Here is a 12,852-nt window from a genome sequence, read left to right as displayed (position 1 = left end):
TCTCCATCTTTACTAATTATAAAGAATAGTTTGGTTATTCAAGTCTATCCGTAGTATAACATAAAAAATAAAGATAAGAAGAAAGCTTGTCACAAAAGCTGCAAGCTTTCTATTCCTATTCTTTCATTATTTTCTCTTTTACCTCCTAATAGATTATTTCGATTTGTCAATGCCTATACTTCATCACAAAAATAAAACAACCAAAATCAAAGTTGTGATGAACCAGCACGTATGGCGAAATATTCTGTCTTATAATGAGGTTGTGCACAAATGGGAGGTGGCGGAATGAAGCACTCAGAGAAACAAATTATAAGTGACCTGTTAAAAGAAAATCATCTCAACATCCAGCAGCTTTTAACTTCTTATAATTTAACCTATGAAGAATTGGAGCAGTTGAAAAGAGAAATCAATTCACAGTTCCACCAAGACATTATTTTTAGTAACGATGAAATTATCTATATTCCCCACAAACATAGTAAAAATATTGCCAGTCATTATCATATTCCCATTGATGAAATGACTCCAATATTCAAACCAGAGGTAAGGAGAGATATAGCGTTTTTAAAGATAGCGCTGGATGACAGTGAATATTTATCTTTATTAGAGCTCTCAGATCATTGCCTGGCCAGCAAAAACACGCTAACCAACGACATCAAAGCGATCAACAGCGAGATAAAATCTGATGGAATTTCTATTCAATACACGAGGAAAGACGGATTTTATTTAGCGGGAGATGAGGTCAGGATCAGAGCTGAGCTGATTAATATCATAGACAGGTTATTTTTATATCCGAATGGAAGAAATCTTTTAGAAGATAAAGCCATTTATGCCAGAGGAGAGTATTTCCTGCTTACAGAAAGAATCAGAAGGCTCGAAAGAAAGATAAACATTACACTCAGTGACGAATATCTTTCAAAGCTGCCCTATATTATTCTCATCATGATTAAACGGGCGAACGTTATGAAAGATGAATGGAACCTGTCTATCAAGTATCAGGAATTAAATCAGACAAGTGAATTTAAGCAGATTCAAGAATTATTTTGGGAGTATCCAGATCTATCAATACAGGACCTGACCTATTTGTCTCTCATTTTCCTGGGAGCTAATCGGATTGACCTGGATTCCAGCTTAACAAGTGAAACAGAAGTAGAAGAATTTGTCTCCTTTATTATAAAAAAATTAGAGGATAAGCTGGCTTTCAACTTCCGAGACAACCAATTTAAGAAAAAACTAATGCAGCACCTGAGTCCTGCTTTAATCCGAAAACGATTGGGTTTAACACTTGAAAATCCTATCCAAAGAGATTTTATCAATCGGTATTATCCAGTCTATGAGGTAATTAAGGAAATTGTAGGAGAATATGAAAAAATAACCCTCAGTGAAGCTGAAATCGTTTACCTTTCTATGATTGTGCTTGGGCATATGTATCAGGTCAACAATGATGCTTATCAAAATAATAAAGAGGTCACAGCAATTGTCGTATGCCAGAGCGGTAACTCCATATCGGAATTAATGAATGTCCAGCTGAAGGATATGTTCCCGAATATTAATTTCCTGGGGACTTATAGCGAGCGGCAATTTTATCAGGAAAATCCAGATATCGATATTGTTTTTACGACCGCTCCGCTTCAGACGGATAAGAAAATTTTTGTGATGGTTAATCTTTTCGATGAAAAAAAGCGAAAAGAATTTATCAACAAGGTAGAAAACCATATTGTTGCCAATCCAAGTATTAAAACAAAACAATTAATGAATTTTCTACGGGATGTCATACCCGAAGAAAAATTTGAGGATATCAAGGAGAAAGCACATCGTTTTTTTCAGGATGATAGAGAAAATACGGACATAAGCCATTCTATTTTAAGACCAGAACAAATCAGCTTTGTTCATGTGAATCATATTTTTGAAATGGCACAAATCGGCCTGGAAAAAATGCAGGAGCGAAAATCTATCGCACCAGCGTATTCAGAGGCAGCCTTGCACATATTCAAAGAAAAATATGAATCCATGCTGATTGGTCCAGAGGTCTATTTACCTCATGCACATTATAACGATGGTGTATATTGTGAAGATTTTCAGCTTGTTGTCAGTCCAACGATAAGGTCATGTGTTTTATGTTTATCTCCTAATAAAGATAATTCTCATGTAAAAAAATTATTACAGCTAAACAGTCTTTTTATGGATATTGAATTTATGGATGCACTATATAATTCTACCGGTGAAGACGCATTTAAGCTCATCGAAAGGAGATACAAAGATGGAATTCAAGAGCTTATTTAGCTCCAAATTAATGAAATTGAATCACCCTTCCCAAAGCAGGAAGGAACTCTTTGCAGAAGTAGCTGAGGAATTAGTATCACTGAGATATGTAAATGCTTCTTATCAGGAAGCCCTGATTGAAAGAGAACACAGCTTTCCCACAGGTTTAAGGACAAGTTATTGCAATATTGCTATTCCGCACACGGATGCAGTTCATGTGAGAACACCTTTTATTTATCTTGTTCAGCTGCAGGATGAACTGAAATTTCAAAATATGGGGAACTCGAGCGAGGAATTAAGTGTAAAGCTTATTTTCTTCCTTGGTATTACAGAGCCAAAGAATCAAACGATATTGCTCTCCACCCTTATGGAGCATTTCCAAACGGAGGATTTCTCCAGAATAATTTTCGAGGAAAAAGATACAAAACAGCTTGAGAATAAACTAAATCATTATTTAATGGGAGGAAATTAGAATGAAAAATGTAATCGTAGCTTGTGGAAGTGGTGTAGCAACAAGTCAGACAGTGGCTTCAAAGGTAAAGAGAATTTTAGATGACAATAAAATCAAAGCAAATGTAGAGGCAGTAGATATTAAATCCTTAGACAGCTATATTAAATCGGCGGATGTCTACATTTCTATTACAAAAGGCGGTAAAGAATATGATATTCCGATGTTAAACGGGATTGCTTTCCTTACGGGCATGGGATTGCAGGAAGAAACAGAAAAACTGATTCAAATTCTTAAAAATTAAACCGTAAAGGAAGGAGAAGACAGATGGATTTTTTGCAAAATATTGTTGAGTATATTTTAGACATGGGTGCTCCAGTGTTTGTCCCTTTAATTATGTTAGTTATTGGACTTATTGCACGGATGAAATTTAAAGATGCATTAAGTGCAGCAATCATATTTGGGGTAGCCTTTTCCGGTATGTCATTAGTTGTTGATTTTATGCTGGCTTCTATCAGTCCCGCTGCACAATCATTTGCTGAAAATACAGGGATTAATTTAAATGCTGTGGACGGCGGATGGACAACTGCTGCAGCAATTACATGGTCCTGGCCTTTGGCATTTCTTATGTTCCCAATTACTGTCGGGATTAATATTGTGATGCTGGCTTTCAAGCTGACCAAAACACTTAATGTAGACATGTGGAATGTATGGGGAAAAATATTCACTGCCATTTTGGTTATGTTTCTTTCCGGCAGTGTGATTTTAGGATTTATTGTTGCCAGTATTCAGGTTGTTATTGAGCTGAAGATCGGTGACATTTGGGGAAAAGAAATAGAGGATTTAACTGGAATACCGGGGGTTACTGTACCACATCATATGACAATTATTGCTTCCTTGCTTTATCCAATTGATAAATTAATGGACAAAGTACCTTTCTTAAACAAAAAAATGGATGCCGAGGCATTAAGAGATAAGCTTGGTGTGTTTGCAGAAAACCATATTATGGGCGGTCTCATTGGTTTCTTATTGGGACTGGCTGCTAACTATGGTTTACAAGATTCACTTGTTCTAGGAATACAAGCAGCCACAGCTTTAACTCTGTTCCCTATGGTTTCTAAGTTATTTATGCAAGCGTTATCACCTATTTCCGATGCAATTTCTGAGTTTATGAAAAAACGTTTTGGTGATAGAGAGATATTTATTGGTTTAGATTGGCCGATCTTAGCTGGCAGAAATGAAATTTGGGTATCTGCGATTGTTATCATCCCCGTATTACTGCTGTTTTCTGTCATCTTACCGGGAAATGCAGTATTACCGTTTGGAGGAATCGTCAATCTTTCTGTCTGTGTCGCAGTAGTCTTACTAACTAGAGGAAACCTTGTCAGATCCATTATATACGGTGTTATTACCGCACCTGTTTTCTTATATATCTCCACATACTTTGCTCCTTATATAACAAGATTGGCAAATGAGACTGGAGCAGTAAATGTAGAAGCAGGCAGTATGCTGACATGGAGCACAATTGAAAATGGGGAATTTAAATTAGTGTTTGCCAATGCAATGGCCGGAGAATGGTGGGGAATCCTTGGTGTCATCGTATGGATTGGGCTGTTCATTATATTCTACTTTGGAAGAAAAAGAGATAATGAAAAATATTTTAGTGAGGCAGAAAAATAATATAAACATGAAAGAGTGAGACCTTTGAATTTTATTTTAAAATCAAAACTATTTTGGTACTTTATGGTTGTCTTAGCATTTCTGCTAATGGTAATTGGTTTTTTCACGAAAGATGTAAGCATGTGGTTTATGGCTTTTATTATTAGCATTCTAGTGAAGCTATATGCAGAGGATATTTTATTTTCTGCATATAAAAATAGATTAGGAAAGATGAGAGAAAAACTATCACGGAAGGAGGGATAATTTGATTTACACAATTACACCCAATCCAGCGATAGACAGGATTGTTTATCTTGAAGGTGATTTGACCCCTGAAAAAAACAATATAATCAGAGAAAAATATGTTGATCTTGGCGGGAAGCCAACGCATGTATCGGCTATTTTAGAGCAGCTTGGTGGTACGCCTAATAAAGCAACCGGATTTTCCGGAGAGTTAAATAAAGCAGAGCTGGTATCCATCTTTGATAAGTACCACATGAATCATGAATTTATCGACATACCTGATCAACGGACCAGGGAAAGTATCATTGTGATTAATAGCAGCGGCGGCAGTTATATGATAACGGAAAGAGGACTAAAAGTTTCAGATAACGATAAAGAAAAAATGTATTCATATATCAAAGAAAACATTCGTCCTGACGATATTGCTGTCGTCGGAAAGCCGGCACAAGGATTTTCCGTTGAAGATTTCAGATATCTTATTCGTCTGTTGAAGGAACAAAACGCTTACGTTGCATGTGATGTTGCAGAGGAATATTTACATGTAGCTATAGAAGAGAAGATAGACTTTGTGAAACCGAATAAGCACGAGATTAATGATTTATTTCCTGGAGATGAGCCTATTCATCAAAAGTTTAATCGAATTTGTGAAAAAGTGCCAAATGCGGTATGCAGCTTGGGTTCTGAAGGTGCGCTATATAAGGTGGAGAACAGATTCTATCAGGCTGTCCCTCCTGAAGTGAATGTTCAGAGTGATACAGGGGCAGGGGATGCTTTTGTGGCCGGTTATATTTATGGTGTCGCAAATGGATTTGATATCTCAGACAGGGTCCGGTGGGGCATCCTCTGCTCTGCCAGCAAAGTACAGCATTACAGCAGCTGTCAAATTAATAAGGATGACTTTGAGTTTATTGAAAATAATTTAAAAATACATGAGGTGATATAATGCTATATTCTGAAGAAAGAAAAACTATGTGTGAAATCGTAAAGACCATGTTTGATAGATTCCAAACGAATGCAGCCGGTGGAAATCTCAGTTTAAAGGTTAGTGATGAGCATTTTATTATGACGCCTACTTTAATGTCTCAAAACTACCGTTGTGATTTAAGCCCATTTCAAATTTTAGTAGTAGATAAAGACTTAAATATTATCGAGGGGGAAGGAAGACTAACAAGAGAAATCAATATGCATATGGCTTGTTATGAAGAGAATCCTGCCATTAACTGTGTCATTCATGCTCACGCAAAAGAATCTATGGTTTGGGCAAGTATGGGGAAAGATATGCCAAATATTACAGAAGCTACTCAAAAAATCGGCGATATCCCTTGTCTGGATTATCGGCCGGCAACCTCTCCGGAACTAGCGGCTTTAGTAAGGGAAACGATTGCAGAACGGGATGCTGATAAAATACCGGCCGGACTATTATTGGAAAGACATGGTCTGGTAGTGGCAGATAAGTCGCTGGAGAAAGCATACGATATGGTTGAAAGAATAGAATACAACGCTTATGTTGCTTACAAAATGTATCTTCTTTCAAAAGTTGGCGAGAATATCGATTTTCAGAAAGATTATCATTATAATTTGGATGAATAGAATAGCAATGAGCTTTTATACGAATACTCCACCACGCATGCTTGATAATTAAATTGATAACTCCTTCACATTTAAAACAAGGCTTTAAGCAGTGATTTTTCACGGTTAAACTTATATATACAAAAACAGCTGTGTCTGATACTTTGAAAGAAGTACGACACAGCTGTTTGCAGCATAAAGTGCAGATATTATTTTACAAAATCAAAACCAGATTTATTTCTGAAGCTGCTGATCAATCTCCTCAATAACCCCAGGCAACTCTCCCAGCGTCCGAATCGTAAAATCAGCCCCATGCTCTGTAAAAGTTTTTTCTACCCGAACAATCAATTCCTCCTGCTCGGCTTCAGATAACGCATGAAATTCTTCTTCACTCAATCCCATTTCCGAGCTGCCAATAATCACTGCAACAGACCAGACTCCGGCGTTTAATGCCTCATCTATATCCGGAACAGTATCCCCTACTTTAACCACATGGCGGGCTGCTGTTAATTTCAAGGCTTCCATATTCCGATAAAGCATATATGGATATGGCCTGCCTAATCCGCCTGTTCCGTCAGCTGTCATATAAAAGTCCGGCCGATACCCTTTTTTCTCCGCTTCCGGAGCAACCACTTCCATCATCTTTTGCGTGTAGCCTGAGCTGGAGCCAATCTTTAAGCCTTGATTTCTCAACTGCTCTATCGTTTCCAGCACCTCCGGCTTCGGGTCCGTATATGCTGCCAGCGTTTCCAGGAGAGCAGATTCAAAGTCAGCATTCAAACTCTCTACATCCTGCTCCGTGAACTCCCGTCCGTACGCCTCTTTCCATAAAGCTGAAACTCTCGGCATAGAAAGCATTGTCCGGATATGATCGATCTTCGTCAGCCCCATTGGCTCTCTTGCTTCTTCTATCGTTACTTCCATTCCTGCTTTTTTAAAAACTGTTACAAACGCATGTACCGGGGCAAAACAGCCAAAATCAATAGTTGTTCCAGCCCAATCAAATATAACGCCTTCTACCTTTTTCATTTTACCACCACTCCCATGTATTCTTGGATTACATTGCACAATCTTTCTATATCTTCTTCATAGACTTCTCCAATATTGCCAATCCGGAATGTATTGATTTCTGTCAGCTTGCCCGGATACAGAACAAAGCCTCTTTCCTTCACATAATGATAAAAATCTTCAAATGCAAATTTGTCATCCGGGAACAGGAATGTCGTAATAATCGGCGACTGCCTTTTCCCCTTTATATAAGCCCGGAATCCAAGCTTTTCCAAGCCCTCCCGCAGCTGCATATTATTACGCTGATAACGCCGCGATCTTGCTGGAATTCCTCCTTCTGCGATTAATTCATCGATTGCTTTAGAAAATGCTGCTACAACATGCGTCGGTGAAGTATAACGCCATTTTCCATCCTGATTCATTGTCTTCCACTGATCATATAAATCTAAAGATAAGCTGGCGGCATTTCCCTCACAAGCCTGCAATTTATCCAGCTTTGCAATAACAAAACCGAATCCCGGCACACCCTGGATGCATTTGTTTGCACTGCTGATTAAATAGTCGATACCCAGGTCCGGGATATCCATTTCGATACCGCCAAAACTGCTCATGGCATCAATTATTAGGGTCTTGTGATACTCCTTAGCAAGCTTTGAAACGATTTCCACCGGGTTCAATATGCCGGTTGTTGTTTCACAATGCACCATCACCAGATGCGTAATCGTAGAATCGTGCTCTAAAATATACTTCAGCTCCATTTCATCCGGATAAGCATTATAAGCAACATTATAATGCTTATAATGTAAACCGGTATAATCAGCCATCTGCACAATTCTTTCCCCATAGGTACCATTCGTGATAATCAATGCTTTATCCTTCTTATTCATTGCAGTTGTCATCACAGATTCAACTGTAAATGTCCCGCTCCCCTGCATCAGTACAGTTGTATAATCCTCCGGGGAAGCATTTGCCAAATCAAGCAGCTGCATGCGGATTTTCTGGGTGATGTCCTTGTAATCCTGATCCCATGTACAGCGGTCAAAGAGCATTTCCTCTTTCACTGTATTTGTTGTTGTTAAAGGGCCTGGTGTTAATAGTTTATATTGTTCCAAAATATATCGCTCCTTTTTACTGAATAGGAAATTTTAAAGATTTCCATTTATTAATAACCACATCCAGCCCCCTATTTTGCAGAATTAAAGAATTCCTGATGCTGTTCCAACAGCTCCACGTTTAATGGCTGGTCAAATGTCATAGAATGCGCCGGTTTATGTGTCTCGTCAACGGTTTCTCCTTCATAGAGAGCTACAGGGTAGTAGGTTAATAGCTCTTCTCTTGCATCTGTGGAGATAACCTCTGCCATATCCATTGCCTTTTGCGTTTTTTCATCATTATCCTTTTTTACTACTGCCACTGCTTCCGTCAGTGAGAAGTTCCCTTCTGTCGGATCAACAAAGTCAATTGGTGCTCCTGATTCCTTCGCTACAACCGCCTGATGCCTCAGTCCAAAGCCGGCAGCCACTTCGCCTGCCTGCACCTTGCTGATTGGACCGGAGCCGGAGCTCTCCAGATGCGGTCCAACATTCGTAATCAGATTTTGAAAAATTTCTTTTCCTTCTTCTTCTCCGTACTCGCTGATTACTGCCTGCACCATCAGCCATGCTGTCGAAGAATCATCAATATTGGGAATCGAAACAAGTCCTTCGTATTCAGGCTTTGCTAAATCAGCAATACTGTCCGGAGCCTCTAAGCCATGCTGCTTCAGTACCTCGGTATTGACAAAGATGGCACCTGTGTTTCCTAAAATCGGCGCATAATAAGCCGGAGGTTCTTCGAGTGCACTTGTTTCATAGGTTAAATCTGCAAACATCTCATTCTGTTCCTGCGCGCTGTCCAGGAAATAAGAGCTCATTGTTACCACATCTGCTTCAATTTGGTCCCCTTCTGCCAGCAGCTTGCCTCCCAATTCAGATGTCCCCTGGGACTGCAAAATATATTCCCCTTCATAGCCTGCATCATCCAACGCCGTCTCCATCGCCGCCGTTGCTTCTTCGTCTGCATTGGTATAAATCACGACATCATCACTGCTTTGTGCACCGCACCCTGCTAAAACAAATGCCAAGCCGATTCCTGCTCCTGCGATAGACTTCTTCATTGATTTCAACATGTTTTTCCCTCACTTTTTATAGATTGCCGCTCTTTTTTGAAAAATGTCACACACGGCTCTAACCACTAGGTTGGTCAAGAAAATAAGTACAGATAAAACAAATATTTCATTGAACTTTGCAAAATGCTGCAGTTCATTAATTTTGCTTGCTACGACGGTCGTCTGGGCGGATACCAGGAAGATAACACCGCTGATGGTTACCATCGCATTGATGAAATAGTAGCTGCACATCTCTAAAACGGTAGATACAGAGTTCGGTAAAATAACGCGATATACCGTTTTAATCCAGTTATCTCCCAGCAATTCTCCTGACGTTTCCCAGTCCGGATTCATCTTTGTCAGTGCATTTTTCGCCATTAAATATGGTGTTGTAAAGTAATGCATCATGTTACATAAAACAATAATGATAAAGGTTCCTTTTAAACTGCTGTCATTGAAGAGCAGTAAATAGGACAGCCCCAGCACCATGCCGGGCACTGTATTGGTAATCATAGAAAAAATATCTACGGTTTGTTTTCCTTTGATCGGTGTCCGCGCATTAAGAAGCGCTGATCCGTATGCGATAATCGTTCCTAAAAAAGCTGTTAAAACTGCCACAATAAGTGAATTTCTGTAAACCGAAACGAGATCATTCGACCCGAAAACATCCATTATATGATCCCATGTAAAGCTCAGATCATAAGGAAAAGCCGTCACAAATGGTGCAATAAACATTACGGCAAATACAGAAAACATTGCCAGCAGAATAACGAGAGATAAAATGCCATAGAAGCTGTCCCGGAACTTACCCGGTGTTAATTCTGTTTCACTGAACTTATCATAATGAAAATTGAATCTTTCCAGATAGTTTAATAGAATAACACCTGCCACTGCTGGAAATAACATCAGTACAGCAATCACAGCACCCTGACCGAAATCCGGAATCGACCCGAGCATCGCCTGATAAAGCTGCGTTGCAACAACATCATACGTCCCGCCTACAGATGCCGGTATCCCAAAATCTGTGAAGCTGAGGATAAAGGATAAAACAAATGCCCCGCCCAATGCTCCTAATAATGGTCGAACGACTGTGTTCAGAAAGCTTCTTAATGTTCTGTCGCCCATCAGCTTGGACACAATGATAAATTTCTTATCAATATATTTGAAAGAATTATGGATTAACAGGAAAGCTGCCGGCAGTGTATAGATAACATATCCAATCAGCAGTCCATTAAATCCATAGATTTCAAACAAATTTCTGCCGAAAAGCTTTGTCAATAACCCTTGATTTCCAAAGGTGTACATAATTGCAAACCCGTAAGTAATCGTAGGAATCAGCATCGGGATGAGAATTCCGACTTTCACCGCACTCTTTAGAGGCTGACAGATTCTTGTACAATTCACCGCATACGCTAACGCAAATGCCAGCGCCGTTGTGATAATGGCTGTCACACCTGAAACCTTGATGCTGTTGCCGATTGCACTGATTAATGTACTATTTGACAAAGAAGCCATATAATTTGAAAGTCCCGCTCCCCCGTCATCCGTGACAAATGAGCGGAAAAATAAAACAAGCAGCGGTGCTATCAGAAAAGCAACGAATAATAATAAGATAATGATAAAGATAACCCGCATTTCCGGTTTTGCATTACGCATACTTTTCACCAAACAGGTTAAATATATTTTGCCGTTTAATCTGCAGCTGCCTTAAAATAAATTCCTTCACAAAATCATTTTGCGGCTGATTAATAATTTCAAAGGGTGTCCCAAACTGCGAAATATTTCCCTGGTTAATAATTAAAATCTTATCGGATATCGTTAAAGCTTCTTCCGGGTCATGCGTTACAATAATGGTTGTCAGATTAAACTCCTTGGCAATCGACTTAATTCTTTCTTTAATCGACTCCTTGATCACACCATCTAATGCACTTAACGGCTCATCCAAAAGCAGCAGCTTCGGCTTGGTAACAAGGGTTCTTGCTAAGGCCACCCGCTGCTTTTGTCCGCCCGACAGCTCACCAATTTTCTTTTTCAAATGCGGCTTCAGCTCCAGGAAATCGATATATTCCCTGACCTCCTCCGCTGATGCCGTGTCTTTTTTATTACGCAATCCATATACAATATTTTCATAGGCGTTTAAATGCGGGAATAACGCATAATCCTGAAATACAATATTAAATCCACGATTTTTCATATCTACATAGCTTAAGTCCTTATCATTAAAAATAACTTTTCCCTGATCAATTCCGGTCAATCCCAGGATAATATTCAAAAGGGTTGTTTTTCCGCTTCCGCTGGGCCCAAGCAGCGATACAATTTCGCCGCTGTTGATTTTAAGATTAATATTTTCTAAAACTGTTTTTTGATCGAATTGTTTGCTTATATTTTGTAGTTCCAACAAAACGAACCACCTCCTCTGAGTTACCTCCATCATATAAAACGAATATTAAGATAAATCACTTATCGTGTTAAGAATATGTAAATCATTAATAAATTAAGCATAATTCATGCATATTTTATATGCAAAAAATCCTCCACTTTTACATATTTGATTCTAAATTTTATGTAAACAGGTTGATTAAGCTGCAAAGTACCCGTAAACTGTTTATATAGCATAATCCAATCAAAACGTTCATGAGGAGGATAAAATGCTTCCAGTTGAGAGACAACAGAAGATGATTGATTTATTAATGATAAAGAAAGTGATGAAGATGCCTGAGCTTCAGAAAGAGCTGGAAATCTCAATAGATACACTGCGCAGAGATATAAATGCCCTTGCCGAGCAAGGAAAGCTGAAAAAGATATACGGCGGCGTCAAATTGGTGGAGCCAAAGTTTGGCGAAGCTTCCATGGAAGAGCGGATGATCAGCCATCTGGACGAAAAAACAGCCATTGCCAAAAGATGTAATGCATTTATTGAAGACGGGGACTGCATTTATTTGGACAGCGGTTCTACAACTTATCAAATTGCAAAATATATTAAGGAAAAAAGAAATCTGACAGTCATTACAAACTCGGTTCCTGTCATCCTGGAATTAATGAACAGTGCTGTTGAGCTCATTGTTATTGGCGGGAAGGTCAGAAAAAATGAACAATCTGTCGTTACCTATGATTACTTATTTAACTTTCATCAATTAAACATACAGAAAGCATTTATCTGTGCCAGCGGAATTACGATGGATAAGGGAATTTCCGATTATAATGTGGAGGAAGCGCTCGCCCGCAAGAAGATTATTGAGCTTTCTCATGAGGTCTATGTTGCTGCAGATAGCTCTAAATTCGGGAAGAATGTCACAGTGAATATTGCCGGGTTGGATGAGATTGATTATATTGTGACCGATGAGAGGGTGGATAAAGGCGTTGTGGAGCAGTTTGGTGAGGTGGAGACAAAGCTGATTGTTGCAGAGGATTAGACAGCAGGATACTTCTATTTCCAGAACCACTTAAAAAGCAGCAATAATCTATCATTTAGATAATTAGCGCTGCTTTTTATTTTGAACATTTTCTAGACTCTCTTTAC

Annotated in this window: 12 protein-coding genes; 7 read left to right on the top strand and 5 right to left on the bottom strand. The window is 39.0% G+C overall.

The features are described from left to right. Positions 1-285 precede the first annotated feature (285 nt). From FLK20_RS13655 to FLK20_RS13630, 6 genes are all read left to right on the top strand, one after another. Entirely contained in the window at positions 286-2,280 is a 1,995-nt protein-coding gene (locus FLK20_RS13655) for a BglG family transcription antiterminator (protein WP_194165627.1), read from the top strand. Beyond that, positions 2,258-2,731: a PTS sugar transporter subunit IIA gene (locus tag FLK20_RS13650; RefSeq protein ID WP_194165626.1), complete on the top strand. Its 474-nt coding sequence runs from the start codon at positions 2,258-2,260 to the stop codon at positions 2,729-2,731. The genes FLK20_RS13655 and FLK20_RS13650 overlap by 23 nt, the downstream gene beginning before the upstream one ends. A 1-nt stretch (position 2,732) precedes the next feature. After that, positions 2,733-3,011, top strand: coding sequence for a PTS sugar transporter subunit IIB (locus tag FLK20_RS13645; protein ID WP_152657148.1), 279 nt, complete (start codon positions 2,733-2,735; stop codon positions 3,009-3,011). A 23-nt stretch (positions 3,012-3,034) separates the two neighbouring features. Continuing rightward, positions 3,035-4,387, top strand: coding sequence for a PTS galactitol transporter subunit IIC (locus FLK20_RS13640; RefSeq protein WP_152657147.1), 1,353 nt, complete (start codon positions 3,035-3,037; stop codon positions 4,385-4,387). 244 nt (positions 4,388-4,631) lie between these two features. Beyond that, complete coding sequence (locus FLK20_RS13635; protein ID WP_152657146.1) at positions 4,632-5,552, top strand: 1-phosphofructokinase family hexose kinase; 921 nt, start codon at positions 4,632-4,634, stop codon at positions 5,550-5,552. Then, positions 5,552-6,199 carry a class II aldolase/adducin family protein gene (locus FLK20_RS13630; protein WP_152657145.1) on the top strand — a complete coding sequence of 216 codons (648 nt, stop codon included), beginning with the start codon at positions 5,552-5,554 and terminating at the stop codon, positions 6,197-6,199. Before FLK20_RS13635 ends, FLK20_RS13630 begins: the two co-directional genes overlap by 1 nt. A gap of 213 nt (positions 6,200-6,412) precedes the next feature. On the opposite strand, the gene phnX is transcribed toward FLK20_RS13630, so the two are convergent. The 5 genes from phnX to FLK20_RS13605 form a co-directional block, all read right to left on the bottom strand. Continuing rightward, positions 6,413-7,207, bottom strand: a complete 795-nt coding sequence (phnX, locus tag FLK20_RS13625) for a phosphonoacetaldehyde hydrolase (RefSeq protein WP_152657144.1) — start codon at positions 7,205-7,207, stop codon at positions 6,413-6,415. After that, positions 7,204-8,298 carry a 2-aminoethylphosphonate--pyruvate transaminase gene (phnW, locus tag FLK20_RS13620; RefSeq protein WP_152657143.1) on the bottom strand — a complete coding sequence of 365 codons (1,095 nt, stop codon included), beginning with the start codon at positions 8,296-8,298 and terminating at the stop codon, positions 7,204-7,206. The genes phnX and phnW overlap by 4 nt, the downstream gene beginning before the upstream one ends. Before the next feature lie 71 nt (positions 8,299-8,369). Next, entirely contained in the window at positions 8,370-9,353 is a 984-nt protein-coding gene (locus tag FLK20_RS13615) for an extracellular solute-binding protein (RefSeq protein ID WP_227995049.1), read from the bottom strand. A gap of 9 nt (positions 9,354-9,362) precedes the next feature. Continuing rightward, positions 9,363-10,988 carry an ABC transporter permease subunit gene (locus FLK20_RS13610; RefSeq protein WP_152657142.1) on the bottom strand — a complete coding sequence of 542 codons (1,626 nt, stop codon included), beginning with the start codon at positions 10,986-10,988 and terminating at the stop codon, positions 9,363-9,365. Then, positions 10,981-11,733, bottom strand: a complete 753-nt coding sequence (locus FLK20_RS13605; protein WP_152657141.1) for an ABC transporter ATP-binding protein — start codon at positions 11,731-11,733, stop codon at positions 10,981-10,983. Before FLK20_RS13605 ends, FLK20_RS13610 begins: the two co-directional genes overlap by 8 nt. Before the next feature lie 247 nt (positions 11,734-11,980). Here FLK20_RS13605 and FLK20_RS13600 point away from each other — a divergent pair, with 247 nt between their 5' ends. Next, positions 11,981-12,745, top strand: a complete 765-nt coding sequence (locus FLK20_RS13600; protein ID WP_152657140.1) for a DeoR/GlpR family DNA-binding transcription regulator — start codon at positions 11,981-11,983, stop codon at positions 12,743-12,745. The last annotated feature ends 107 nt before the right edge of the window (positions 12,746-12,852 follow it).

It is taken from the genome of Oceanobacillus sp. CFH 90083 (assembly GCF_009389585.1).
In the GTDB taxonomy this organism is placed as follows: Bacteria; Bacillota; Bacilli; order Bacillales; family Amphibacillaceae; genus Oceanobacillus.
This window is presented reverse-complemented; position numbering and strand designations above follow the sequence as displayed.

What these genes read in the sequence shown, in the direction of transcription:
- FLK20_RS13615 (WP_227995049.1), bottom strand. Translation starts at nt 9,353, where the DNA reads ATGTTGAAATCAATGAAGAAGTCTATCGCAGGAGCAGGAATCGGCTTG.
- FLK20_RS13600 (WP_152657140.1), top strand. Translation starts at nt 11,981, where the DNA reads ATGCTTCCAGTTGAGAGACAACAGAAGATGATTGATTTATTAATGATA.
- FLK20_RS13650 (WP_194165626.1), top strand. Translation starts at nt 2,258, where the DNA reads ATGGAATTCAAGAGCTTATTTAGCTCCAAATTAATGAAATTGAATCAC.
- FLK20_RS13630 (WP_152657145.1), top strand. Translation starts at nt 5,552, where the DNA reads ATGCTATATTCTGAAGAAAGAAAAACTATGTGTGAAATCGTAAAGACC.
- FLK20_RS13640 (WP_152657147.1), top strand. Translation starts at nt 3,035, where the DNA reads ATGGATTTTTTGCAAAATATTGTTGAGTATATTTTAGACATGGGTGCT.
- phnX (WP_152657144.1), bottom strand. Translation starts at nt 7,207, where the DNA reads ATGAAAAAGGTAGAAGGCGTTATATTTGATTGGGCTGGAACAACTATT.
- FLK20_RS13655 (WP_194165627.1), top strand. Translation starts at nt 286, where the DNA reads ATGAAGCACTCAGAGAAACAAATTATAAGTGACCTGTTAAAAGAAAAT.
- FLK20_RS13610 (WP_152657142.1), bottom strand. Translation starts at nt 10,988, where the DNA reads ATGCGTAATGCAAAACCGGAAATGCGGGTTATCTTTATCATTATCTTA.
- FLK20_RS13645 (WP_152657148.1), top strand. Translation starts at nt 2,733, where the DNA reads ATGAAAAATGTAATCGTAGCTTGTGGAAGTGGTGTAGCAACAAGTCAG.